The 26,169-nt window shown below is 43.1% G+C and carries 26 protein-coding genes and 1 tRNA gene; 20 read left to right on the top strand and 7 right to left on the bottom strand.

Features of this window, described 5'->3' with window-relative positions:
• Positions 1 to 3: 3 nt before the first annotated feature.
• From recX to NIT79A3_RS01270, 17 genes are all read left to right on the top strand, one after another.
• Positions 4 to 462 (top strand): recombination regulator RecX, encoded by a 459-nt coding sequence (gene recX / locus NIT79A3_RS01190; protein ID WP_013964448.1) that lies wholly within the window; start codon positions 4 to 6, stop codon positions 460 to 462.
• The gene (locus tag NIT79A3_RS01195; RefSeq protein ID WP_013964449.1) at positions 459 to 824 is read left to right on the top strand and encodes a hypothetical protein; all 366 of its coding nucleotides are present in this window, start codon (positions 459 to 461) and stop codon (positions 822 to 824) included. The genes recX and NIT79A3_RS01195 overlap by 4 nt, the downstream gene beginning before the upstream one ends.
• Complete coding sequence (gene alaS, locus NIT79A3_RS01200; RefSeq protein ID WP_013964450.1) at positions 821 to 3,418, top strand: alanine--tRNA ligase; 2,598 nt, start codon at positions 821 to 823, stop codon at positions 3,416 to 3,418. Before NIT79A3_RS01195 ends, alaS begins: the two co-directional genes overlap by 4 nt.
• Positions 3,419 to 3,545: 127 nt before the next feature.
• Positions 3,546 to 6,188 (top strand): SIR2 family protein, encoded by a 2,643-nt coding sequence (locus NIT79A3_RS01205; RefSeq protein ID WP_041360035.1) that lies wholly within the window; start codon positions 3,546 to 3,548, stop codon positions 6,186 to 6,188.
• A 257-nt stretch (positions 6,189 to 6,445) separates the two neighbouring features.
• Positions 6,446 to 7,381: a hypothetical protein gene (locus NIT79A3_RS01210; RefSeq protein ID WP_041360037.1), complete on the top strand. Its 936-nt coding sequence runs from the start codon at positions 6,446 to 6,448 to the stop codon at positions 7,379 to 7,381.
• Positions 7,382 to 7,411: 30 nt separating this feature from the next.
• Complete coding sequence (locus tag NIT79A3_RS01215) at positions 7,412 to 7,750, top strand: SRPBCC family protein (RefSeq protein WP_013964451.1); 339 nt, start codon at positions 7,412 to 7,414, stop codon at positions 7,748 to 7,750.
• A 442-nt stretch (positions 7,751 to 8,192) separates the two neighbouring features.
• Positions 8,193 to 9,491, top strand: coding sequence for an integrase family protein (locus NIT79A3_RS01220; protein WP_013964452.1), 1,299 nt, complete (start codon positions 8,193 to 8,195; stop codon positions 9,489 to 9,491).
• Between the two features lie 41 nt (positions 9,492 to 9,532).
• Positions 9,533 to 9,859, top strand: coding sequence for a type II toxin-antitoxin system RelE/ParE family toxin (locus tag NIT79A3_RS01225; protein ID WP_013964453.1), 327 nt, complete (start codon positions 9,533 to 9,535; stop codon positions 9,857 to 9,859).
• Positions 9,856 to 10,158 carry an addiction module antidote protein gene (locus NIT79A3_RS01230; protein ID WP_013964454.1) on the top strand — a complete coding sequence of 101 codons (303 nt, stop codon included), beginning with the start codon at positions 9,856 to 9,858 and terminating at the stop codon, positions 10,156 to 10,158. Before NIT79A3_RS01225 ends, NIT79A3_RS01230 begins: the two co-directional genes overlap by 4 nt.
• 46 nt (positions 10,159 to 10,204) lie before the next feature.
• Entirely contained in the window at positions 10,205 to 10,891 is a 687-nt protein-coding gene (locus tag NIT79A3_RS01235; protein WP_013964455.1) for a hypothetical protein, read from the top strand.
• A 138-nt stretch (positions 10,892 to 11,029) separates the two neighbouring features.
• Positions 11,030 to 11,251 carry a hypothetical protein gene (locus NIT79A3_RS01240; RefSeq protein ID WP_156796966.1) on the top strand — a complete coding sequence of 74 codons (222 nt, stop codon included), beginning with the start codon at positions 11,030 to 11,032 and terminating at the stop codon, positions 11,249 to 11,251.
• The gene (locus NIT79A3_RS01245; RefSeq protein ID WP_013964457.1) at positions 11,251 to 11,820 is read left to right on the top strand and encodes a hypothetical protein; all 570 of its coding nucleotides are present in this window, start codon (positions 11,251 to 11,253) and stop codon (positions 11,818 to 11,820) included. The genes NIT79A3_RS01240 and NIT79A3_RS01245 overlap by 1 nt, the downstream gene beginning before the upstream one ends.
• A 73-nt stretch (positions 11,821 to 11,893) precedes the next feature.
• Positions 11,894 to 12,361 (top strand): hypothetical protein, encoded by a 468-nt coding sequence (locus tag NIT79A3_RS17640; RefSeq protein ID WP_013964458.1) that lies wholly within the window; start codon positions 11,894 to 11,896, stop codon positions 12,359 to 12,361.
• On the top strand, positions 12,358 to 13,341 hold the full coding sequence (locus NIT79A3_RS01255) for an AAA family ATPase (protein WP_013964459.1): 984 nt from the start codon (positions 12,358 to 12,360) through the stop codon (positions 13,339 to 13,341). The genes NIT79A3_RS17640 and NIT79A3_RS01255 overlap by 4 nt, the downstream gene beginning before the upstream one ends.
• Positions 13,338 to 13,739 (top strand): hypothetical protein, encoded by a 402-nt coding sequence (locus NIT79A3_RS01260; RefSeq protein ID WP_013964460.1) that lies wholly within the window; start codon positions 13,338 to 13,340, stop codon positions 13,737 to 13,739. Before NIT79A3_RS01255 ends, NIT79A3_RS01260 begins: the two co-directional genes overlap by 4 nt.
• Positions 13,740 to 13,893: 154 nt before the next feature.
• Positions 13,894 to 14,418: a hypothetical protein gene (locus tag NIT79A3_RS01265; RefSeq protein ID WP_013964461.1), complete on the top strand. Its 525-nt coding sequence runs from the start codon at positions 13,894 to 13,896 to the stop codon at positions 14,416 to 14,418.
• 113 nt (positions 14,419 to 14,531) lie between these two features.
• On the top strand, positions 14,532 to 14,729 hold the full coding sequence (locus NIT79A3_RS01270; RefSeq protein WP_013964462.1) for a hypothetical protein: 198 nt from the start codon (positions 14,532 to 14,534) through the stop codon (positions 14,727 to 14,729).
• 60 nt (positions 14,730 to 14,789) lie between these two features.
• On the opposite strand, the gene NIT79A3_RS01275 is transcribed toward NIT79A3_RS01270, so the two are convergent.
• The 7 genes from NIT79A3_RS01275 to rpsU all read right to left on the bottom strand — a co-directional run bounded on the left by NIT79A3_RS01275 (position 14,790) and on the right by rpsU (position 21,201).
• Positions 14,790 to 15,398, bottom strand: coding sequence for a hypothetical protein (locus NIT79A3_RS01275; protein WP_013964463.1), 609 nt, complete (start codon positions 15,396 to 15,398; stop codon positions 14,790 to 14,792).
• A 36-nt stretch (positions 15,399 to 15,434) separates the two neighbouring features.
• Positions 15,435 to 15,653 (bottom strand): hypothetical protein, encoded by a 219-nt coding sequence (locus NIT79A3_RS01280; RefSeq protein ID WP_013964464.1) that lies wholly within the window; start codon positions 15,651 to 15,653, stop codon positions 15,435 to 15,437.
• Positions 15,654 to 16,126: 473 nt separating this feature from the next.
• A tRNA-Ile gene (locus NIT79A3_RS01285) sits at positions 16,127 to 16,203 on the bottom strand.
• A 12-nt stretch (positions 16,204 to 16,215) separates the two neighbouring features.
• A complete protein-coding gene (rpoD, locus tag NIT79A3_RS01290; RefSeq protein WP_013964465.1) occupies positions 16,216 to 18,456 on the bottom strand; it encodes an RNA polymerase sigma factor RpoD in 2,241 nt (746 codons plus the stop codon).
• Between the two features lie 88 nt (positions 18,457 to 18,544).
• Positions 18,545 to 20,344 carry a DNA primase gene (dnaG, locus tag NIT79A3_RS01295; RefSeq protein ID WP_013964466.1) on the bottom strand — a complete coding sequence of 600 codons (1,800 nt, stop codon included), beginning with the start codon at positions 20,342 to 20,344 and terminating at the stop codon, positions 18,545 to 18,547.
• Between the two features lie 98 nt (positions 20,345 to 20,442).
• Positions 20,443 to 20,889 (bottom strand): GatB/YqeY domain-containing protein, encoded by a 447-nt coding sequence (locus NIT79A3_RS01300; protein ID WP_013964467.1) that lies wholly within the window; start codon positions 20,887 to 20,889, stop codon positions 20,443 to 20,445.
• A gap of 99 nt (positions 20,890 to 20,988) precedes the next feature.
• On the bottom strand, positions 20,989 to 21,201 hold the full coding sequence (rpsU, locus tag NIT79A3_RS01305) for a 30S ribosomal protein S21 (RefSeq protein WP_013964468.1): 213 nt from the start codon (positions 21,199 to 21,201) through the stop codon (positions 20,989 to 20,991).
• Between the two features lie 1,139 nt (positions 21,202 to 22,340).
• Between rpsU and NIT79A3_RS01315 the strand changes: the two genes are divergently transcribed.
• From NIT79A3_RS01315 to NIT79A3_RS01325, 3 genes are all read left to right on the top strand, one after another.
• Positions 22,341 to 23,506, top strand: a protein-coding gene (locus NIT79A3_RS01315) for an IS3 family transposase (RefSeq protein WP_156796967.1) whose coding sequence is annotated in 2 segments (ribosomal slippage) — positions 22,341 to 22,593 and positions 22,593 to 23,506 — 1,167 coding nt in all. Because the reading frame shifts where the segments join, the coding sequence is not laid out codon by codon here.
• 257 nt (positions 23,507 to 23,763) lie between these two features.
• Positions 23,764 to 24,363, top strand: a complete 600-nt coding sequence (locus NIT79A3_RS01320; protein ID WP_013964471.1) for an FxDxF family PEP-CTERM protein — start codon at positions 23,764 to 23,766, stop codon at positions 24,361 to 24,363.
• 531 nt (positions 24,364 to 24,894) lie between these two features.
• Positions 24,895 to 26,136, top strand: a complete 1,242-nt coding sequence (locus NIT79A3_RS01325) for an integrase family protein (RefSeq protein ID WP_013964472.1) — start codon at positions 24,895 to 24,897, stop codon at positions 26,134 to 26,136.
• The last annotated feature ends 33 nt before the right edge of the window (positions 26,137 to 26,169 follow it).

Here is a 26,169-nt window from a genome sequence, read left to right on the forward strand (position 1 = left end):
TGTGTGGATACCCGGTCTCCTCTAGAATTGCGTGCGTTACGTTATCTGGCACAAAGAGAACACTCTCGTTCAGAGCTCGAACAAAAACTTTCTGCTTACGCGCGATTTTCCACACCGGAAGCTATATCCAACGTATTGGATAAGCTAGAACGAAACGGTTTGTTATCGGCTGAACGAGTGGTTGAACAAGTTATACGCACGCGCAGATCGCGGTTTGGCAGTCAACGTATCGTTTACGAGTTGAAAGAAAAAGGCATTGACGAACAGTTGATTGACAATATTTTGCCAGTTCTTAAGGAAACTGAATTGGATACAGCGTTTAAAATCTGGCAAAAGAAATTTGACCAATTACCCAATACAAGAGAAGAGCGGGGTAAGCAAATGCGTTTCATGATGAGTAGAGGCTTCTCAATGGAAATAATACAACAAGTTTTATCGCAAGCTGAAGAGGAGAATTCATGAAAAAGCTGCTTGTGCAGATGACGCTCATACTGGCAATCGTATTGATAGGTAATCATGCCAGTGCGAATGAAATAGTATCCATTAACGATATCAATACATCGCCAGTGAATTTTGACGGAAAGGAAGTCAAATTGAGAGGCATTGCAAAAAACCCCACGCGCCTGCCGCTGGTCAATCTAAAATCCTATGTGCTGGAAGATAAAAGCGGGGAAATTCCAGTTCTGACAGAATTCGATTTGCCCAAGATGAACGAGGAAATCACTATCCGGGTTAGAGTCAAAATTCTGGCGATCATCAACGGCGAAGCTATGGGTTTGACGGTTACCGAATTGGAACGATACGAGCAACAGCAAAAAATATGAAAAGTAGCGAAATACGACAACAATTTCTTGAATTTTTTGAATCTCACGGCCACACCATCGTCGCATCCAGTCCCTTAGTGCCGGGTAATGATCCGACACTTTTGTTTACCAACGCGGGCATGGTGCAATTCAAGGATGTGTTCCTAGGTCAGGATAAACGGCCTTATGCCCGTGCAGTCAGTTCGCAACGCTGTGTCCGAGCGGGCGGCAAACATAACGACCTGGAAAATGTTGGCTATACCGCACGGCATCATACATTCTTTGAAATGCTGGGCAATTTTAGTTTTGGCGACTATTTTAAGCGCAATGCCATTCAATTTGCCTGGGAATTTCTCACCGTTTCACTCAAAATTCCACGCGAAAAACTATGGGTAACCGTATATGCAGAAGATGATGAAGCTGCAGATATTTGGTTGAATGAAATCGGTGTCGATCCGTCCCGAGTCGTACGTATTGCTACCATGGATAATTTCTGGCAAATGGGCGATACCGGTCCCTGTGGTCCTTGCTCCGAGATTTTTTATGATCATGGCCCAGAGGTGAAAGGCGGGCCGCCTGGTTCTGCCGATGCCGATGGTGATCGTTACATTGAAATCTGGAATCTGGTGTTTATGCAGTATAACCGTGACAGCGCGGACACACTCCACCCGCTGCCCAAGCCGTCAGTGGATACCGGCATGGGACTGGAGCGGATTTCTGCAGTCATGCAGCAGGTTCACAGTAACTATGAGATTGATTTATTCCAAAGCCTGATTAAAGCCGCTGCGCGTGCAACCAACACGGAAGATCTTGCCGATAACTCATTAAAAGTCATTGCCGATCACATCCGCGCCTGTTCATTCCTGATTGCTGATGGCGTCATTCCAGGCAGTGAAGGTCGCGGGTATGTATTAAGGCGCATCATCCGCCGAGCCATTCGCCACGGCTATCAATTGGGACAGAAACAGCCTTTCTTTTATCAGCTGGTAGAAGATTTAAGTAAAGTCATGGGCCAAGCCTATCCAGAATTAGTTGCAGCAAAGGCACGTGTCGCAGCCGTATTACAACAAGAAGAAGAACGTTTTGCTGAAACATTGGAACACGGCATGCAAGTTTTGGAAGAAGCATTGAGCCGTAAAATAAAAGTACTCGATGGCGAAACAGCATTCCGGCTCTACGATACTTTTGGTTTTCCGCTGGATCTGACTGCCGACATAGGCCGTGAACGCGGCATTACCATCGATCATGCTGGATTTGAGCAGGCTATGGCGCGTCAGCGTGAACAGGCGCGTGCAGCTAACAAGTTCACCATGCAAGAGGGTGGTATTGAATACAATGGCAGTCAAACCACTTTCTATGGCTATGAGTCCCTGCAGCATGAAGGACAAGTTCTGGCCATTTATAAACAGGGCAGCGCGGTAGATTTTATCGAAGCTGGTGACGAGGCTTTAGTTGTTCTGGATCAGACACCCTTTTACGCAGAATCCGGCGGACAAGTCGGCGATAGTGGCGAGTTGCTGGCAGCCAATGGTACCTTTGCTGTAGCGGATACCCAGAAAATACAAGCGGGTGTGTTTGGCCACAAGGGCTTATTACGCAGCGGGCGGTTGGTGATCAAAGATACTGTGCTGGCAAAGGTTAATCCGTTAACCCGCACCAGCACTGCCAACAATCATTCAGCTACGCATCTATTGCATGCTGCGCTACGCAAGGTGCTGGGAAATCATGTAACGCAGAAAGGCTCATTAGTGGATGCCAATCGCGCGCGTTTTGATTTTTCCCACAATGCGCCGCTGACAGTGGATGAGTTACGCGAAACAGAGCGCCTGGTCAACGAACAGATCCGACACAACTGGGTCGTTGCATCTGAAACCATGAAATACGATGATGCGATCAAACGTGGCGCCATGGCGCTGTTTGGCGAGAAATATTCGGATGTCGTGCGCGTCATTGGTATGGGTGAATTTTCTACGGAATTATGTGGCGGGACGCACGTATCGCAAATCGGACAAATCGGTTTCTTTAAAATTGTAACGGAATCGGGCGTGGCCGCAGGCATCCGGCGTGTTGAAGCAGTCACCGGAAAAGCAGCCGTTGAATATGTGCAGCAACGCGAAGCACAATTGCTGGAAATCGCGCAAAGCTTAAAAACCAACCCTCAGGAAGTCACACAAAAAATCGCCCAAATCATCGACAATGTGCGGCAAACCGAAAAAGAACTGATGCGGTTAAAAACCAAACTTGCGAGCTCACAAGGCGATGATCTGGCTGTGCAAGCACAGGATATAAAAGGCATCAAAGTTTTGGCCGCCAATCTGGAAAATGCCGATGCTAAAACCTTGCGCGAAACGCTGGATCAGCTTAAAGATAAACTGAAAACCTGTGCCATCGTACTGAGTACCGTTGAAGACGGGAAAATAACGCTGATTGCCGGTGTGAGTGCTGACCTGACCAGTCAGATCAAAGCGGGTGAGCTGGTGAATTTTGTTGCACAACAAGTCGGTGGCAAAGGCGGTGGGCGGGCGGATATGGCCCAAGCAGGGGGTACACAACCGGACCAACTCCCTGCCGCGCTTGCAAGCGTTATGGATTGGGTTAGAGAGAAACTGAACTAATAGATAGTAGCGCCTGTTAACCCTACACTGTTATTACCTAAACTGAAATAACCTATGAACGATAATGTTTAACGGTTTTATCGCAGAAGAATTCAATAGATTCTAGAACCTCAAACTTTGAATTCACATGCGCTTCATTGAAAGCGGCCCCTCCATACCTGATGAATTACTCATCGCTCGCGATGAAGGACGGGTAGTCTTCTTTTGCGGTGCTGGTGTTTCAATGGCACGGGCAAGGCTACCAAATTTTTTCAACCTTGCTAAAAAAGTCATACAGAAACTTGGTGTTCCTGTAGACGATCCCGTAAATAAAATACTCATTGAAGCAGAAAGAATACAAGATCGCACTGGTATTGCCGGTTTAATTTCGGTAGACCGTGTCTTTGGATTGCTTGAGCGTGACTTTGAAATTAGTGATATTGAATCCGCTGTTGCTGAAGTATTAAAACCGGTCTTTGGTATAGACTTATCAGCACATCATATCTTGCTTGACTTGGCCACTACAGCAGATAACAAAGTTCGCCTTGTTACCACAAATTTTGACCGCTTGTTCGAAGACTGCAATAGAAATCTTAAAGTTTGGCATCCGCCTGGTTTGCCTGATCCATTACGCCCCAATGAAATGGATGGAGTCATTTATTTGCACGGCTGCACAAACAAAGACTATAGCGATTCAGATGGCGACGGCTTCATTCTTTCCAGCTCCGATTTTGGCCGCGCGTATCTATCGGAAGGATGGGCGACCACATTTTTCAAGAACATTCTTGATGGATATATCGTCGTCTTCATTGGCTATTCTGCAGATGACCCGCCCATACAATATCTTCTGGAAGCCCTGAATAAGAAAGCAAGCCAACTGAGTGGCGTATACGCTTTTCAGTCGGGAGTAACAGATGCAGCCGCTGCAAGATGGCGTCATAAAGGTGTTGAAGCTATCACTTACTCAGATGCAAATAATAGTCATTGCGCATTATGGAACACCTTGGAAGCATGGTCAGTAAGAGCTAAAGATCCAGAAAAATGGCATCAATCAATCATGAATCTCGCCAGAAGTAGACCGGAAAGCTTGCAACCTTATGAAAGGGGCCAAGTCGGGCATATTATTTCAACCCTTGAAGGAGCGCGAAGATTTTCTGAAAGCGATCCATCCCCTCCAGCCGAATGGCTTTGTGTTTTTGATCCATATCGCCGGTACGCCAAACCTGGGTATATCGGCCGATTGGGTTCACAAAGACAATTTGTCGATCCATTCGATCTGTACGGATTGGATTTAGATATCACACCAAACAAATATGATCCAGACGATTATTCTGCTAAACGTGAGGTACCTGCAGATGCATGGGATGCATTTATTGCAAACAGATTAGATCATCAGAATCTTAGCGAAAATAATCTTGCAGCTATTCATGGACACTGGGCAATTAATGCCGCCGTTCTCCCACCACGCATGTATCAGATTGGCGCATGGATCAGCAAGGTCGCCAATCAATCCGCTTCAATATGGTGGGCAGCAAACAGAGCTGGTTTACACCCTGATATTCAACAGAAAATAAAATATCAAATAAACGATTCTAAGAATGATACTTCACTCGCAATTCGTAAATCATGGCGATACTTGTTTGAATCCTGGGAGCACAAGATTTATGACTATCAACAAGATTGGTATGACCTAGTAGATATAATTAACAAAGAGGGATGGGATAATAGTATTGTCAGAAAATTTGCAGCAATCCATAGAGCTTATCTGAGTATCAAGCAATCTTTTTGGAATAATCCTATACCTCCTCTAGAAAATAAAAATGCAGAAATAAATGAGCTACTTAATTTGGAAATTCACTATCCAGAGATACCCAATGATGCAAATATTCCAAATGAATGGCTTTCGCCGATAGTGTGCGAATTACGCAAAAATCTTGAATATGCGCTTCAACTGGAGACTGAGCTCGGTAGCATTGGATTAAGTATTGTCAATCCTATTATTCCCTATGAGAAACCAAACGAAGATAACTACGAACGTACGCACGGGCTTTCTGGAACTGTTATCTTTTTTGCACACCTTTTCGAAAGATTGATAGAAATTGACTCTGATACAGCACATCAGGAATTTGTTGCTTGGCCGACTACTGATGACACAATTTTCAGTAGACTAAGGATCTGGGCTTGTGGGAAAAGTGGGTTAACTTCACCGCAAATAGTTGGCCAGATTGTCATGGGTTTGAATGATACGGCTTTCTGGGATATCTATCACCAAAGAGATTTCTTATTGGTTCTGGCCAAGCGTTGGCATGAATTGCAGCCTGATACACACAAAGAAATCGAAAAGCGATTACTCAAAGGCCCAACAAAATACGATATCGAAGAAGATGACAATGAGTTTGAAGAAAGAAGAGCTCAGCAAACTTTAAATCGTATTACATGGCTAAAAAACAATAACTGTGATTTTTCTTTTAATTTAGAAATCGAATCTAACGAACTACGTCAGATTGCAACCAACTGGAAACCAGAGTGCGCAATGAAAGCAGCTGAATCGTTAGTAGGAGGCAGCGTTGGTTATGTCAGAACGGATACTGAACATTCATTGCTTCTATACGAACCGCTAGACTCTATACTTTCCAAAACCCTTGAATTAAACGAGAGGACTGATGATTTTTTAGTGGAGAAAAATCCATTTTCTGGATTATCCAAGCAACGACCAACTCTCGCTTTCCGAGCACTCAGTCACGCAGCTCGCGCAATGAATACCCCAAATGGGCATGGAAGACATTTCTAAATTCTGAAACACGGGGAAAAGACAAACCGAAGCTTTCAACACTTATTGCGGAACGCATCTCCCGCTATGAAGATAAAAATGTTGCTGATTTTATCTACTCTGCATCAGATTGGCTTTTAAAAACAAGTGAACAACTGGCACTAAGGTATCCTAAGTCGTTCTATAAAGTGATATCTAAATTTATTGATATTTTTCGATCACAGCCGAATGCCGGTAATACCTCAATTGTTCGAAGTAGTAAAAATCCAGGTTGGAGATTGACGGCACTCAATGCCCCTGTAGGTAAAGTAGCCCAAGCCCTTCTTAACGATCCGAAGAAAGCAGATGCTGGTTTTCCCCCTCAATGGTTAGCATACGTGGAGAAACTGCTGTCATTGGATGGCGATATGCGCTGCCATGCCATTGCAATTTTTTGCTACCATATTGATTGGTTTAATCATATCGATCCAAGCTGGAGTGAGATAAATTTGCTTTCAGTACTCAATAGCAATGATACAGATAATTGTGATGCTTTCTGGGATGGATTCTTTTGGCGTACAAAAACGCCCGATCAGAAACTGTATATACGAATGAAGCCAAATTTTCTCGCGATTGCGAAGGAAAAAAGTTTAGCGAAGCAAGAATACAGCCGAGTACTTGCAGCAATAATTCTTGCAGGATGGGGAACTAAAAATAAGGAAACTCAAGAGCGCTTGGTATCGGATAATGAAATACGAGATGTTCTAGTGCATACAGATGATAGTTTTCGTTGCCATATTTTGGAAATAATCAAAGAATGGTCTACTAAAGAAAACGATTCAGATTATAAATGGTCAGGAATGTTGCTACCGTTCCTTAGAGATCTTTGGCCGCGTCAAATATCAGTTAGGACTCCAACTGTTTCTGCAAAGTTATTTGCCCTTGCCTTTTCAAATGCTGAGTGTTTTCAAGAAAGAGTTGAAGTTATCCAACTTTTATTGACTCCTATTGGTCGCAACCATCTTATGCTCCCGCACCTTAAGGAATCCAAAGAAAAAATTGTAGATTTATATCCTTCCGAAACCCTGACTCTCTTGCATAAAGTTCTACCAGATAATGTTAAAGATTGGCCATGGGATATAGAAAAATATATTCAGCGCATATGCGAGGCGGATGAGAGCCTGAATTCAGACGAAAGACTAATTGAGATTAAGCGGAAATGGAATGCGAGATAAGGTTCATTTGATAAATTCACTGTAGGAATTATGTACAAAAAAATCGCTTTTATCAGTATCACTCTCATCGTAATAATTCTTACCTACGCTGCAATGCAGCCGGATACTTTCCGCATTGAGCGTTCAATCAGTATCAGTGCATCGCCAGATAAAATATTTCCTCATATTAACGATTTTCATCAATGGGAAGCATGGTCGCCTTGGGAAAAAATAGATCCGGAAATTCAGAGGAATTATCGTGGCACTGAGAGTGGCAATGGTGCCATCTATGAATGGCAAGGCAATAGGGATATCGGCCAGCAGGGGCGTATGGAAATCATCCAATCAGTATCATTTTCAATTTTATTGATTAAGCTTCACTTCATGTAGCTCTTCGAAGCGCAGAACGGAGTCGATTCATCCCGAAAAAAGAAATAATACAAAACCATTGCCGCAAGCCATGTCCCGCATTACGGTCAAATAAAACCAAAAACCATGCACTGATGTAACTGGTCATATTCTTTAACTTGCAATTACCCATGGTCTTTTCGCAGGGCGAGCGGAGATGATTTATTAAAAAGAAAAAGCACTTAGAAATTTTATCTCTAAGTGCTTGATTTGTTGGTGGGTCTGGCTGGACTCGAACCATCGACCAAGGGATTATGAGTCCCCGAAAATATACATTTCTTAGTGTTGATTGCTATTCATAAAATCATATGATTTCTTTCAAAACAAGTAACTTAAATAATATCACTTATTATTGGTGTTGATCTACATTCCACTATTTTGATATTATTTCCTTACACCAGCCTTACACGGGAAATAGTCAAAAATGAAATGGGATAACTTCACTTCTGAGCGTGTCGCATCGTTCAAGTGCAAACCGGGCGCAAAGCAATCTATCTTTTGGGATGGAAAAACACCCGGCTTAGGACTGCGAGTCACAGCCAGCGGCGCAAAGTCTTACATATTCCAAACCGAATTGCATGGCAAAACCCTACGCCTTACTATTGGCAATGTTCGATCGTGGACGCTTGCTAAAGCACAGGACGAAGCAGCACGGCTTAAGGTAATGGTCAATCAAGGCATAGATCCGCGCCAAGTAAAAGCCGATCAAGCCGCCGCGAAGGAAGCCGCCACCATTGCCAAGAAAGCGCAGGAAGCGCGCGAAACTGTGACAGTAGGCATGGCATGGGCTGAATATGTTTCAGCTATGAAATCTACATGGGGAGCGCTTCACTTGCATGACCATATACGCTCTATGCAATCAGGAGGGGAGCAAAGAACACGAAGTAAAAAACTAACTGAGCCGGGTACACTTGCATCGCTGGCGGAGATTCGGCTTATTGATTTGACCACTGAGCGTATAACAGCATGGGCGAAAGTAGAGGGGATGAAAAGACCGGCTCGCGCCCGTAATGCCAGAACACTATTAAGCACATTTCTGAATTGGTGTATAGCGCATCCTGTCTACGGTGGAATTGTTACGAATAACGCCGCGCAGAATAAAGAAATTAAGAAGCATTTAGGCAAACCTATTGCCAAAAATGACGCATTGCAGCGTGAACAGCTGCCCGCATGGTTTAGTGCAGTCAAACAAATTCAAAATCCTGTTATATCTGCATATCTGCAAGCCTTGCTACTAACTGGCGCACGTCCTAATGAGTTAATTTCTGTTCGATGGGAAGATGTAGATTTTCAATGGAGCACTTTGACCATCAGAGACAAGATCGAAGGATTACGGGTGATTCCATTAACCCCGTATACAGCACACCTGATGATTGCCTTACCACGCCGTAATGAATGGGTATTCAGTAGCCTGACTTCAGCAAGCGGGCACTTAGTCGAGCCGCGTATTGCTCATGATAAGGCGTGCGCTATTGCTGGCTTGGATGTGACATTACACGGGTTACGGCGATCATTTGCGAGCCTGTGCGAATGGATAGAGACGCCTGCCGGGATAGCCGCGCAGATTCAAGGACACAAGCCGCAAGGGGTAAGGGAGAAGCACTACATACGCCGCCCGCTTGATCTGTTGCGGATGTGGCATGTCAAGATTGAGTTATGGATATTAGAGCAAGCCGGGATCGATTTCTCGCCAACAATAACCGCGCTTCATAGAGTGAAGTAATAGTACTTGTATTTGTCAGGATGTAACTTATAATTCACAGAATGTTCAAAGTTTCCGATTACATTTCTGATGATGGCTATGATCCTTTTAAGAAGTGGCTGGAAAACTTGTCAGATCGACAAGCCAGAGCGCGTATCTTGGTGCGAATACAACGACTAGCAGCCGGAAACTTTGGGGATTGCAAACCGATTGCCGAAGGTATCTGGGAATTGCGAATAGATCATGGCGCAGGCTATCGGGTGTATTACGCCAAAGCCGGAGAAAAACTGATTTTAATCCTAGCAGGTGGCGATAAGCGGAGACAGCAAGCTGACATTGAAACCGCTCTTGAATATTGGAATAACTGGAAGAGGAAAAATAAAGCATGATTAAATCATCCCGCCCACATGATGAAGTTGTAGTGGAATTGCTGCAAAATGATCCGGCTTTTGCTGATGAATACCTTACCGCTGCACTTGATGAAGCAAATCAACCTGGAGGACGCGAAGCTTTATTGGCGGCGTTGCGTCATATCGCGGAAGCGCAAGGCATGGCTACCGTAGCAGAACGCGCAGGAATCCCGAGAGAAAGCCTTTATCGGGCATTATCCACCAAAGGAAACCCAACTATAAAAACCCTTCTTGCTGTAATCAATGCAGCAGGTTTGAAGCTATCCGTGCATCGATGATGCGTTGCGTGACTGGATCAAGCAAAGGAAGCTGAAAGGGGTGCGTATGGATCGTTTTGAAGTTTTGAATAATATCGAAATATACACCGATAAATTTACCGAAACAGGTTTTTTTCCTTATGCAATGCAGGTGTTTTGCTGGGCCCGCGCTAATGGCTTGCCAATACCCGAAGTGATACTAGACGCTATTGAGAAAGGGTTTGTAGAATGGGGGAAGCATGACGGCAGAAAAGGAAAGGGGCTTGATGATATTTTTGGGCTTAAGCCGGGATGTAGCGGGCATACTTCGGTTCTAACAAATACATGGACTGAAAGCCGCGCCTTAATCATATTCAATATTATGGAAAAGCTAATTGCGCTTGGATTAAATGGGACACACGCGGCTGAAGCGGCTTATTTATGGCTGTGCAAACAATATAGAGCAAACCCCAAAAAATATCGATGGCTAAAACCTAATAACTCAGGCCGAAAGAACGGCGACTCAGAGGCATGTGATGCAATAACATTGGATACCATTAAGAAAAATATTTGGGAAAAAAGAAACTCAACATATTCCAAAATTTATAAAGAAGCCAAAAGAAATGCTGCACAAAGTATGGTTTTGTGGAGCGATGAAAAAAAACAAAAACACTTAGATTCTTATTTAAGTCTGTTTCCTTCTGGTGAAAGAAGAAAAATCAGAATATCCCCACCAACATCACTGGATGATTGTTTTAAAGAACTAGTTAGCTAAGCTACCATCGCTCCTTAATTTCCCGCAATTAAACATTTTTATATTCGTTTTTCCTTTCAGTCTAAGCCTGTAAATTTGCATCAATTCGCCGCTACGGCAATCCCGCCAAGGCGAATTTCTTCAATTGGAGAAATGATGATGCAAAATAATTCAATACCAGATCAGCTTGCCAAGATCGCCGCCGGACGCGACCACATCTTAACGGATGAGTTCGCACACGCAACAGGCAAAAAGCCGCAAACATTAAGAAAAGGCTATTGTTTAACCGGTGAATGTTACGGAATCAAGCCAGTCAAAATTGGCAACCGGCTTCTATGGCCGGTAGCGCCGATTGCTAAATTATTGAGCGGAGGCGTGTAATGATGAATAATCTGACCACCGCAAAAAACGACCTTGTAAATCTTCAGCAAAAAGATGACGCATTTTCCACAAAACTTGTATCTGCTGAGCGCGAGCAAATTTCGCAGCGCCAAGAGCTTGACGGTGCTACCGCGAACCGTGACGCGATTGAGAAGCGTCATATCATGGATCAGGCAAGCGAGGCAGAAGTAACCGCAGCCCAGAAGCTTTGCGACACATTGGAAGCGAAACTTGCAACCACTAATCGACGCGTTGAATTAATCAACGCTGCAAGAAATGAGCTTGCTCCCAAAATTGCAGCAGCGGCCGGAAACCTACGGATTGCCCGCCGGGACTACTGTGTCGAAATCAGCAACGAGAGTCTCCAAAAAATCAGGGAAAACAAACAGTTTCGGGATTTGCTTTTAGCATCTATGGCCGCATTCGCAGCGAACGGTCAATATCATCACACGTTCAGCGTACACCGGTTTGTTGAACAAAATTTGACGCAAATCTTGCCAGGGATCAGTGAAGACGAAGTGCGGATAGCCACCGAGAAGTTCACAAAAGAGAGCGACCTAGAAGTTTAAGAAGAAAAACCCCGGTGTCCATGCAAAACCGCCGGGGTTTTAAACATCCAAATTTTCTTTGGAGCAATTAAGAATGCACTTAAATCTTAGCACAAAATCGAATCATTTTAACGACAATTTAACTGAAATTATCAGCAGATTAAAAGGCGTTGTTAAACGGGATAACGGCGGCATTCTGGCGTTCTGTCCGAGCCACGATGATAAAAAAGGCCGCAGCCTTGCGGTTAGCTTAGGCCGGGAGAATCAAATTTTGCTTCACTGTTTCGCTGGTTGCAATATCCACGAAATCACAGGCGCAATCGGCTTGAATCCTGCCGATCTTTTCCCGCCAAGCGATAATCCGCGCTATGAGAAAACTGCACGCAGCGGGTTTTCAGCGTGGCAGCTATTGCGAGCTATACACGCAGATTTGACCCGCTTATTAATCATCAGCAGCTATCTGAGACAGATTGATGCTTTATCCGCTGACGACAGTCAATTTATTTCCGAAGTAGTTTTGCGAATTAACGACAGCCTTTCATACTTGGAGAGCTCGAAATGAGTCTACGAGAAAAAGCGGAAGCCGCGATAACAGATGCGTATTCAAAACGAACGCCATCTGCTTTAAAAGCCGTTGATCTACACACGCTCGCAAACATGAAATTTAAACCAAGACAACCATTACTTTCGCCCTGGCTAAACTCTCAAGACCTTTGTATGTTGTTTGCGGCGCGTGGCATTGGGAAAACCCACTTCGCTTTGGCGATCAGTTACGCAGTGGCGACGGGAGGAAAGTTTTTAGCATGGGGAGCCGATCAACCACGAAAGGTTCTTTATCTTGATGGCGAATTACCCGGTACCGTTATGCAGCAGCGGCTTTTAACGCACCTTCCACAAAAAGAGCCGCAGCCCGGTTATTTTCGCGTGTTTACACCCGATCTGATGAGCATGGACGACGCGATGCCGGATTTAGCAACGGCAGAAGGTCAATCCGTTATTAACTCGATGGTTGAGACAGATACAGCACTTATCGTACTAGATAACCTGTCCGCATGGGCGCGAGGTTCACGTTCGGAAAACGATGCAGAAAGTTGGCTACCGCTTGCGAGCTGGATTTTATCGCTGCGCCGTCAAGGAATCGCTGTGCTTATTGTTCACCATGCAGCCAAGGGCGGGCAGCAGCGGGGCACAAGCAAAAAAGAAGATTTGCTTGATTGTGTAATCAAGCTATCCCGACCGATCGATTACGACCCAAAGCAAGGCGCACGATTTGAAATGGAGTTCACAAAAGCGCGGAACTTGCACGGAGACGCCGCAGAAGGACTGGAAGTCATTTTGAACGAAGATTCGGACGGCTGCGCTTCGTGGAGCTGGGCAACCTTGGAAGGAAGCACGTATCAGCGCGTTATCGATCTTGCTAATGAAGGTTTGAGTCAGTCAGATATTGCGCGCGAGCTTGAAGTTAATCGTTCGACAGTGAACCGTCATTACCGCAGGGCGCAAGAAGCGGGAATGATTAATCGAAAAGGAGCGGCATTTTGAGCTTACGAAACCTGCTAAAACAAGCGGTCGTTTCCACAGAAGAAAAGTGTTGCACTGTTGCACGCCCTAGAGAATGCAACAACGCAACAAATTCACCGAAACACGCAACACTAGGCACAACAAATCATGCAACAAATGATGGAAACGCCAGTAATGATGCGGGGTTTGCTGCAACGCCCTACGCAACGACTATGCAACAAACGCCAAAAACCAATGCAACAACAGCACAACAACAGGCAGTCATTCAATTGCAAATTGAAGCCATTCGGGCATGGCTTTTCAGGATTGGCGAACCAGAAGAGGATCATGACATCGTGCTGAACAAATGCCGGAACGATCCTGATGCGATGGAATACTTTTTGAAACATGCGAGAGGGGAGTATGAAACGATATATTAATGCTAATGATAATCATTCGTATTAAGGTACTTGCTGGGGGTATGAGCGCGAGGGTAATTAACACCTCGTGAATTTTTTAGCTACTGATTTTTTAAACTTGGTTTTTGGTTTCTGGTTTCAAGTTTCTAACAATTACTTATAAGGCGACATTTTAATGAAAACGATTGATCTAGCGAGCGGTTTGGGAATATCGGTACAAATGACCAACCGATTAATTAAGCAGGGCATGCCGCGTGATCTGGATTTGGCGATTGCATGGCGTAAAAGCAATTTACAGCCGTTTCGCATGAAATCCACAAGGATCGGCGGCAATAGCGGGAAACCATATCAATCAGCTCAGATTAACAAAAGTGCAATTGCATCAGATGAAGTTTACTGCGCCGAAGAAATCTCTGGCGTTACAAAGGCTTTAAGGAAAATTGTCCCTAACTTGTGGTTTTCTCAGATTGGCTGGTTAGCTACAGCGCTAAGAGAGCAAGGCGTAAAAGTTACCCCAGAGCAATTGATTGGAGCTCAAAGCATACTGTTTTTGATTTACATGGAAACGGCTGATGATCTTCTTAAATCGGAGGGACGTTACACAGCTCCAGCAAGTTTAATGGCGAAACCAGGAGACGAAATTTACCCCTCATTGATCGCGTCATTGAATCGGATATTGAGCGAAGACAACGCCACATAATCAACTACAGACGATTATTTTTAATTTTTGACAGGAGATTCTCAGGACACAACACAAAACGCAGCCCCCAACTTTCTAATCAATTACTATCATTTTCATAATAAGGATTCAAAATGTTAAATTCACAAACTCTTCCCAATGGTTATATCTTAAAGCTTCGCGAGCATTGCGGGCTAGGAGCGAAAGGACAATTCTTATCCACACATAAAACTTTAAATGATGCTGAGAAAAAAGCTAAGAGCATGAATCATTCGCTTGCTGTTTTTATGGTTGAAGATATTTATAGCGGCCGAACATATACCACTAAATAACTTGAAGTAGCACACAAACTAAACCCGCCGAAGCGGGTTTATAATCTCATTACTGTGATATTAGTTTAAACAGAAATCCTTTAAAGGGATCATGTAAGAGTCTGACAGATACATCTCCACATACCTTTTGGGAACTTTATACTGTTCTGCTATTTGTGCAAAATCTGGAGCGCCATTATTTACTTTAAATAATCTTTCTTTGTATGGGAACAAGAATTCCATTGCTGCAATTTCTGCCATAAATTCTGTTTGAAACGGAATATCCGACTGTTTGCGGACCCCATTTTCTAGTATAAGTTGCGCCGACAAATCATCCAATAATTGATTAACAGATTCATGTCTTGTTCTGTCCTCATCTAAAATAACATGGAATATTTCTTTGCATAATACAAGCCTTTGCCAACAGAAATTTAAACCGGAAAGCAGTGCTATTTCATAAGATCCATCGGCTCTGGAAAAATAAAATCCTTTTATACCGCTATCATCACTTGCGGGATTGGGATGACAATAAAATTCAATATTCTTTTCAAGATTCCCACTACAAACCAATCTTAGATAATCAGTAGACTTTACATTCGTTCTTGAATCTATGGCGTATAAATTATAAAGTTCATTTACATGCTTTACCGTATCTATTGTGTTTTTTAGAAACTCAGCACTAATTAGCATAAAGGGAATTCATAGCTGAGGCTATGAAATAAACTGTTATTGTGGATTAAGCCTGTCCGGAGTATCACCTAACAGTCCTAACTTCGTTTTGTATCCATCTAAATAAGTGCTTAGAAGATATGTTACTTCTTTCTCTAAGACACTTTTTGGGGTTGACCCAACCGCATTAGTAAGAAAAAACTTGACGTCTTTAACACCTTTTTCAGTAAGTTTTTTTTGAACGGCATCTAATGTCAATTCATTTGTTGCATCCATTTTTGCTCCCTACATATAGATTCGATTACGTATTTAACTATTTACATCTTTCTTAACATCAACAACTTATAAATTATCAATTATATTGACAACTACGTCAATAAGTGACACCACATCTTATACTACTTTGAATAGTATGATGTGTGTATTAACGTACATAAACCGATATAGTTTACACCTTTGTTGTGTTACTACCACGCCCTCATAGCTCCAACAAACCCCAGCCCGGCCAGAAGCATGTCAGACTGTTGATTTATCGCAGTGACATATCGGTGACATTATTTAGGAAAGAAAAAGCACTTAGAATTTCTAGTCACTAAGTGATTTATTTAATTGCTTGTAGCAAACCTGATGTGGAGGTTGGATGCCTATGCGGTTGCTTAGTATTAATCGGATTTCCTTACATCAGCCTTACACGAAAAACACATAAGAAAAAGCACTTAAGGTTTTAAGCCACTAAGTGCTTGATTTGTTGGTGGGTCTGGCTGGACTCGAACCAGCGACCAAGGGATTATGAGTCCCCTGCTCTAACCAACTGAGCTACAGACCCCTAATTATTGTTTTAGTTATTACCAGTATCCAGGAAACTGCGTAAACGCTCAGAACGCGCTGGATGGCGTAACTTGCGTAATGCTTTGGCTTCAATCTGACGAATGCGCTCACGTGTGACATCGAACTGTTTTCCTACTTCTTCCAAAGTATGATCAGTATTCATCTCAATGCCGAAACGCATACGTAGTACTTTGGCTTCGCGCGGCGTCAAAGAGTCAAGTATATCCTTTGTTACGCCACGTAAGCTAGCATAAACTGCTGCATCGGCTGGTGCCATCGTTGCCGCATCCTCGATGAAGTCGCCAAGATGCGAATCTTCATCATCCCCAATCGGCGTTTCCATAGAAATTGGCTCTTTGGAGATTTTAAGAATTTTGCGAATCTTTTCTTCGGGCATTTCCATTTTCTGCGCCAGAATAGCCGGTTCCGGTTCTTGTCCGGTTTCCTGCAGAATCTGGCGTGAGATGCGATTCATTTTATTGATTGTTTCGATCATATGCACCGGTATCCGGATAGTGCGTGCCTGATCGGCAATAGATCGGGTAATCGCTTGACGAATCCACCAGGTTGCGTAAGTTGAAAACTTATAGCCGCGCCGGTATTCGAATTTATCGACCGCTTTCATTAAGCCAATATTTCCCTCTTGAATCAAATCAAGAAATTGCAATCCTCGATTGGTATATTTCTTGGCAATAGAGATCACTAAACGTAAATTTGCTTCGGTCATCTCGCGCTTGGCTCGGCGCGCTTTTGCTTCACCAGTCGACATTTTACGATTGATTTCTTTCAAATCCTTGATTGGGATACCAATCTTATTTTTGAGCGCCAATAGATTCTGCTGTTCTTCCAGAATTGAAGGTCTATAGTGCTCGAGTGCTTGACTATAGGGTTTTCCAGCTTCTATTTCTTGCTTTACCCACTCAAGGTTTGTTTCATTTCCGGGGAAAGTCTTAATGAAATGGTTTCTTGGCATTTTTGCTTTGGAAACGCATAAATCCATTATTTTGCGCTCATAGTTACGTACATCGCCGACTAATTCGCGCTGAGTATCACAAAGCTTCTCCACCATTTTTGCTGAGAAGCGGATAGCCATCAATTCGGATGAAATTTTATCCTGTAACTCAACATATTCCTGATGATATGGCCCATTCTTTTCAAGGAGGTTTTGCATCTCGGAATATATTTCACGAATAACTGAGAAACGTTCCAGTGCATCAGCTTTTAATTTCAATAAATCTGCGCTGGCAATAGCTGCGCTGTCTCCATCTTCATCTTCATCTTCATCGCCGAGATCACTGGCAGCTAATTCTTGCTCTAATGATTCTTCAGAAAACTCTTCATTAATAATATCCTGAGCGTTTGCATCCAGCAGTCCATCAACAACTTCATCAATACGTATAATATCTTTTTCAACTTCAGTAGCCAGATCTACAATTCTTGCAATGATCGGAGGACAGGCAGAAATTGCCTGAATCATATGGCGCAGACCACCTTCAATACGTTTTGCAATTTCAATTTCGCTTTCGCGCGTTAGCAAACCAACTGAGCCCATTTCCCGCATATACATGCGGACAGGATCGGTTGTACGTCCAAACTCAGAATCCACAGTAGAGAGCGCCGCTTCAGCTTCTTCCGCCACATCCTCATCAGCGACAGTTGTTGCTGCATCCGACATCAGCAATGTTTCGGCATCCGGTGCTTCATCATGCACAGATATACCCATATCATTGATCATGCTGATGATGCCTTCTATCTGCTCCGCATCCAGCATATCATCAGGCAAATGATCATTGATTTCGGCATAGGTCAGGTACCCGCGCTCTTTGCCCAATCCGATAAGCATTTTCAGGCGCATGCGACGTGCTTCGATATCTTGTGGCAGTGAATTACCACTCTCGATAACAGAAACCGCTCCTACATCAATTGCTTGATCTATTCCGGATGTTGCTTTATTCTTTTTTGGCGTTCTACCTCTGGTTTTCTTGCCATCACTGGATTCCATATCATTTTCTCCAATGAGTGCTTGAGAAATCTCGGCAGCAGCATAAGCTGCTTTAACGGATACTTTTGTATCAGCAGTATCTTCTCTGGTTGTTTTTTCGTTTGCCTTTTTTTCAGTTTTAGCTACTAATTTATTAGGCCCTTCTTTTTCTACCATGTCTTTATTGGTATTTTTTACTTTTTTAATTGTTAATTTATTTGTAACTTCATTATCTTTTTCTTTTGACTCGACCGCTTTTGTCTTTGGCATATTGGATTCCCAATAATATTGGATAAATTAAAAGCTGAAAGTGTTCGATTATATCAAAATTCGATATTACTGACACCTTTAGCTGATTTCATTTCATAGCCAATCGTTGGAGCTCTCGCTTCTCTTCGTCGGTTAATCTATCCAAAGATTTGCTATGTAATTCAGTCATACGTTTCTTACGTTGAGCTTGCTGTAATTTTTCTAACACTTCGAAAAACTCTTCTTCTAAATCAATTGCACTGTCCCATTCCAACGTCTCACTTTCAATATCTTCCAGTAATGCTCTATATGGGCTATTTTGTAAATAAGTCAGTATTGAATGCGCGGATTTACTTACAATCAAATGTGGGTGCGTATCAAGAAAATCAACAAGAGCATTTAACGCAGCAACTTCTTCATTATTTTCACTAGATTGGACAAGTAAATATCTATCTAGTTTAGCGATATGGCTCGGGCTATATAATAGCATCCTAACTAATCGTCGATAAGGAGTAATTGGTTGTTTTCTTGAAGTATTCTTTACCGAATGAGTTCTGGGTGCGCGTTTTATTTGCAACAATCCCTCTAATTCGCCTTGATTAATCCCGCTCAATTCTCCCAAGCGTCTTACCAGCATCACAGATAGTGCTGGCGCTGCTACTTGCTGCAATAGCGGTTTCGCATCACTGACTAACTTGGCACGGCCTTCGCTGGTTTGAAGGTTTGCCCCCGAACATAATTCTCTAAATAAAAATTCCGACAAGGGTATTGCTTGTTTAAGCTGCTGTTCAAAGGATTCTTTTCCATACTGATTCACATAACTGTCTGGGTCGGCTCCTTCGGGCAAAAAAAGAAAACTCAGATACTTTCCATCTGAAAGTAGTGCCAAACTATTCTCAAGCGCACGCCAGGCTGCTTTTCTGCCTGCTTTATCGCCATCAAAACAAAAAATAATATTATCCGTCTGACGTAAAAGTTTTTGTATATGGAAGCTGGTGGTAGCTGTACCTAATGCAGCCACTGCATAATCGATTCCGTACTGTGAGAGTGCGATGACATCCATATACCCTTCTACAACAATCACACAATTCGCTTCACGAATGGCGCGCCGTGCAGAAAAAAAGTTGTATAACTCCCGTCCCTTCTCAAATAAAGCCGTTTCCGGAGAATTTAGATATTTCGGTTCTTCCTGCGCTAATACGCGGCCGCCAAAGCCAATTATTTGACCTTTTTGATTCAGAATCGGAAACATAATACGATCCCTGAATCGATCATATTGCTTGGCTTCGTCGTTGATTACTACCAATCCGGCTAGCAGCAATATTTTCCGGGTTCTCTCGGATTTATAATCAGAAAAAACGGTTTCGAGATTTTGCCAGCCAGCAGGTGCATAACCAATGGCAAATCTTGCCGCTGTCTTTCCCGATAAGCCGCGTTTTTTGAGATAGGCAATGGCTTTTTCTGAAATCTTGAGCTGCTCCCGATAGAAGCGGGTGGCGACTTGCAGCGCACTTAACAGATCCTGCGGCGATATTTCCGGATCACTGCTGCCCAGGCCGTTTGCTGGATATTGTGATAAATCATCCGGAGCGGTTTGTTTGGAAGGCGCATCCGTCTGCTGCTCAGGCACCTGCATTCCAACATAAGCAGCGAGATCATGCACGGCCTCAACAAAGCTCAATCCGCTATATTCAATCAAAAAACTAATCGCATTCCCGTGAGCCCCACAACCAAAGCAATGATAAAACTGTTTAGTCTGGCTGACAGTAAATGAAGGAGTTTTTTCACTGTGAAAAGGGCAGCAAGCAACAAAGTTTGCACCTGCTTTTTTGAGTGGAACATGACGATCAATCGCATCAACAATATCTACACGATTGAGCAAGTCATATATAAAAGGCTGAGGAATCATTTACCGAAAGCAATCAATAACACCCAGCTTCAAGTATAAATAAATTACATCAACTATGGCTTCGTTTAAAAAAACAATCCCAAAGTAGTTGGGTAATCTCAGGCTGATATTTTTCCTTTAATCAGCGCTGACACTTTAGCCATATCCGCGCGCCCAGCAAGTTTCGGTTTTAAAATGGCCATAACTTTGCCCATATCCTGCATGCCTTTTGCTCCTGTTTCTGAAATCGCTTCGGTAATCAACGCGTCTATTTCAGAATCATCAAGCGCTTGCGGCATATATGCACTTAATAAAGAGACTTCATCTTTTTCAATATTGGCCAGATCCAACCGCTGCGCAGCTTCATACTGCGCGATAGAATCTTTCCGTTGCTTGAGCATTTTTTCAATAACCGCAATCACTGCAGCGTCATCAAGCACGATGCGCTCATCAACTTCACGCTGTTTGATAGCGGCTTGTAATAAGCGAATAGTATCGCGCTGCTTGGTATCACCCGAGCGCATAGCCGCTTTCATGTCCTCAGTAATTCTCTGCTTCAGACTCATAGTGCATTGACACAAGGGGTTGTTAGTTGATCATTCCGAGAATACTCGAAAATAGCATTAAGCTGCATTCAAATTTATATTGCTTCTATTTACTGTGACTTAATAAAGCTTAGGAGGCAACAATTGACTTCGCAAACGCTTGTAGTTACGTTTTACAGCCGCTGCCAGTTTCCGCTTACGTTCCGCAGTTGGTTTCTCATAAAACTCACGAGCGCGTAATTCTGTCAGTATTCCTGTTTTCTCAATGGAACGTTTAAAGCGTCGCATAGCAACTTCAAATGGCTCATTTTCCTTAAGCTTGATCGTCGTCATAAATAAGCAAAACCCTTTGGTTAGTTATATAAAATAATACAATTGAATTCTAATTTGCCCCACACCCAGCAACAGGGCGCAACAAAAGCTTTAAATTATAACACCAAGAAGATTGTTATAAAAGAGAAAGTTGCGTCGGTGATAACAGTCGGAACTATAGGAAACAATTGAACTTATACCAAGATCGGCTAAGAGAAGCTCTGAATGAGGTACCTTATCGCTATACAAAGGTAGATAAAAATTGATTCCTATATTAGCTGTCCGTTGAAAATTATCTGCATTGCCGTTGCGGGGTTAAGAATAGGCTCAAAATGCTCGTTTATCATATCATGTATAAACTGCATTCTTTTGCCAGTTTTTGACTTGTGTCGGCTGCCTCGAATACGTTTTTCAAGGACCTGTTAGTCTTTTTTTTCCTTGGTTGAGGTTTGTTCTAGGGTCTCTGGTGTTGCAGGTGTGATCGTCTGATTTGATGATTTTATGTAGTTTCCAACAAAGAGAGGTATAGCAACAAAGATTGTAACAAACAAAGTCAATAGGCCGGTTCGTCGTGGCTTATGGCCGCATCCCTTGCAATTAACTAGTGCCACGATATAAACCCTCCAGTTGAGTATTAAATGGTTTAAAACATTTATATTATCAGAGGATAGGGTTCATACCATCGTTTGAAACTATTCATTCCTAAGGATATTTATACTTGTGAAGTATAAGTTACTCACATTTTAAAATGTAATTCCATTTTTTCCTGAGTTTGGAGGTATACAGAGAAACAACAAACAATAAAAAGCCAGCATCTGAAGAGCGCTGGCAAAGGATTCTATTCAACCATCCGACTATGCAAATTTTCTATAAGCACTGATTGATGCGGTTAAATCAAGCTAAAGGAGAGTCGATTTATATTTAATTAGAGTTATCTGATCTTCATTGGTTCCCTGGTAATTCAGCTATTGTTGCGATTGCACTTCATTGCACTTCAAGATTAAGCGATGCAACAAGAAATAAAAGCCACCATATTAGAAGAATCAGGTTACTTAAAATTAAACAGCTTATAGTATCAGTTATCAAATATTGTGAGCTTCCCCCGAAAAATAGTCTTCCAAGGGTGACGTACAATTAACGTTACTATTGAGAGGAAGACGATGAAGAAGATACCGAAGCAGGAATACACGACCGAGTTCAAGGAGCAAGCGGTCAAGCAAGTGAAGATGGGAAAGTCGATTGTTCTGGTAGCGAAGGAACTGGGACTGGTAGAACAAACACTGCGCAACTGGGTAAAGTTGGCGGAGGCAGGCAAACTTAACGGTAAGGGTACCAAGGTTGTCACACCGGAACAAATGGATCTATCCCGGTTACGTGCTGAGAACGTAAGGCTGAAACGGGAGTGTGAGATCCTAAAAAAAGCAACGGCGTACTTCGCGAGAGATGTTGTGTGAAGTACGCCTGGATTGATAAGCAACGGGAGTTTTCTCTCGCCGAGATGTGTACGATATTAGATGTCAGCGTGAGCGGATACCGGTCGTGGAAGCGTGGTGGCAAACCGGATCGCAAACGCATCACCGACGTTCAAATGCTGACGCTGATCCAATCTATTCATGCCGAACTCAAGGGGATCTACGGTAGTCCGAGAATGGTCAGAGAATTGCGTGACCGTGGGTTTCCAGCTTCCAAGAAGCGGGTTGAACGTCTAATGCGAGAGAACGGCATTCGTGCAAGGCACAAGCGGCGCTACAAGATAACGACGGACTCCAGGCACAATCTGCCGATTGCACCGAATCTGCTGGATCGGAATTTCAACCCAGTCGCGCCTAATCAGGTCTGGACGTTCGACTTCACTTACCTATGGACAGATGAGGGCTGGCTATATCTGGCTATCGTGCTTGATCTGTTTAACCGTGAGGTGGTTGGCTGGTCGCTGAAACCGCGCATGACTGCAGACATCGTTACAGATGCAACGATGGCATGGTTTCGCAAGAAACCTGCAGCAGGATTGATGCACCACTCAGATCGGGGTAGCCAATATGCCAGCAAAGAATTTCAGAGAAGGCTCAAGAAATACGGCATGATCTGCTCAATGAGCCGTAAAGGTAATTGTTGGGATAATGCCCCAACCGAAAGTTGGTTCAATAGCTTCAAGAACGAGCGAGTACATGGACTGCGTTATGAAACACGCGCAGAGATGGCTGCCATGAGCTTCGAGTACATCGAGGTACTTTACAACCGGAAACGGCAGCACTCAACGTTAGGCTATAAATCGCCAATGAGGTTTCTAAATGACTGGCTAATCCTCAACAGAAGAAAAAGCTGATAGCATAAAACTGTTCGCCTGTTGGAAGACGAAAAACAGAGGGAACCTCATTGTGTTTTGTCATACCGCTAAGACCGGAATCTAGATATTCTGATCAGTCTGATACACTGCAGGACAAAATCAGTGCATCAATAGGATAAGCATCCTATATTAAAGAAGTCTATTTGCAGTCATAATGATCTTTAAAGTAAAATAATGAAAAATAAGAAGTATTTAAAAGTGGTTTATGAAAGATTAGTTAAATTGGAGGTTTTAGCATGAAGATTAAATTAGCAATTATGGCAGCGACGGTTGTTTCCGTGTTCTCTGTTTCTGCAATGGCAGCGCCCGTTTTCTCAGATAACTTTGATGCCGATACGCTAGCTACAAATCAAACAACATTTAATGGCGGATGGGTGGTCAGCGGTGGCACTGTTGATTTGATCGGCAATCCTGCTTTCTATGATTTTCTTCCAGGGAATGGACGTTATGTGGATCTTGATGGTTCTTCAAGTCAAGCAGGGGAATTCCATAAAGATCTTTCCCTAACGGGAGGGCTGCAATATATACTTGCTTTTGACTTGGCTGGGAGTCAGCGTGGTAGCGTTGAAAATGTGAATGTCAATTTTGGCAGCGCGGTTGACAATCTGACAGTAAATAGTGGCGATGGTTTTTCAAACCATACTCTTCTTTTTTCCCCCAGTACCACCGGTATTTACTCATTGATCTTCCAGAACGCTGGCGGCGACAATGTAGGTGCTTTGCTCGATAACGTCTCTGTTTCGGCCGTTCCAGAACCAGAAACCTACGCCATGTTGCTGGTTGGTTTAGGTTTACTGGGTTTCATGGCACGTCGCAGAAAAGAATCAGCAGTTTAAATAAGGCGTAGATTCGATCCGGTACGGGAGCTTAGGCTCCCGTTTTGTTTTTTGGATAACGAAGAATTGAAATGGCTCCCATGAACGTTTCAAGCTATTAGGCAGGTCTAGCGGCTTCGGAAAGGAATATTTGAAATTGCTGGTAAGTGAATTCGTATTAACGGCCATCAAGCTTAGATAACTGGCAGTTATTCTGCGTTTGCTCACGCGATAGATGAATCAAAAATTGGTTCCCTTGATAGAGTGCCCAGATTTGTACCTAAATGGCTCCCCGACCAAGGCTCGAACCTTGGACCCGCGGATTAACAGTTCTAATATATGTTCTTTTTGAGGCATTTTTACCTTCCTTGAATAAGCTTTAAATTGTTTTAATATTCAATTAATATTCATATTAACAAATAGTTAAATTACTATCCTCTGTTTGAAACTCCCGCTTTAACTTTGACGCAGTTCTATTTTTATGGTCTACTATAGGTCTACTAATTCGAATAGTAGACTCCGAACCCTCTATTAGTAGACTGGAGATATGAGATGACCCAAAAGCTTACCAAAACAATTGTAGATTCCATTTCATATCCTGAGAATGGGCAGACTTTTTATCGTGACAGCGAAATAAAAGGTTTTGGTTTACGTGTTGGCGCTACCAGCAAAGTTTATATTGCAGAAAGCAAAGTTAACGGAAAAAGTGTTCGGGTGACCATTGGTAAACATGGCATTTATACGGCTGAACAAGCCCGGAACCAAGCCAAAGAAATTCTGCTCATGATGTCCAAAGGGATCAACCCCAATGATGAAGCCCGTGAACAGAAAACTCGTGGCATGACATTGCAACATGTATTCCAAGATTTTCTGATAGCCCGCAAAGCACTCAAACCTCGCACCATCTACGATTACAAACGCATCATGGGCACTTATCTGGCCACCTGGAACAACAAAGCCATTGCTGAAATTACCAAGGACATGATTGCAAAGCGACACACTGAACTGGGCGAAACCAGTCAGGCACAAGCCAACCTGACCATGCGCTTTTTACGTGCATTGTTTAATTTTGCTGCCGGGCAATATGAAGATAGCAAAGGTCAAACACTGATTCCTGATAATCCCGTCAAGCGTCTTTCACAAACGCGCGCCTGGTATCGGGTGGAACGTCGTCAAACGGTTATCAAGCCCCTTGAACTTGAACCCTGGTTTCAATCAGTCATGAACTTAAAGAATGATGCAATCAGCCAGAACCGTGAAACCATCCGTGATTATTTGCTGCTGGTGCTTTTTACTGGATTGAGAAGGGAGGAGGCCGCCAGCATGGCTTGGGATAATGTCGATTTACAAGCTAAAACCCTAAAAGTGACCGATACCAAGAATCACTTAGATCATACTTTGCCACTATCGAATTTTCTCTACGATTTATTGGAGCAAAGAAAAGCTAATGCAGTGAATGAATATGTTTTTCAGCGAGCAGGTGGAGTAGGGCATATTATTGAACAACGCAAGCAAATGGCCAAAGTCATTAAAGAATCCGGCATATCTTTTACCATTCACGACTTACGCCGCACCTTCATGACCATTGCTGAAAGTCTAGATATTTCAGCCTATGCGGTGAAACGTTTAGTCAACCACAAAATGAACAACGATATTACCGCAGGATACATCATTGCCGATGTTGAGCGATTGAGAGATCCCATGCAGAAAATCACAGACTACATCCTCAAATGTGCAGGCGTGAAGCCGCCAATAAAAGCTATTAAGCTGTCTAAAAGAGGTGCTATCAAATAGCTTGACAAGATACGGCATTGCCGTAATATAAGC

Origin of the sequence: Nitrosomonas sp. Is79A3, from assembly GCF_000219585.1 — a bacterium.
Classification (GTDB): domain Bacteria; phylum Pseudomonadota; class Gammaproteobacteria; order Burkholderiales; family Nitrosomonadaceae; genus Nitrosomonas.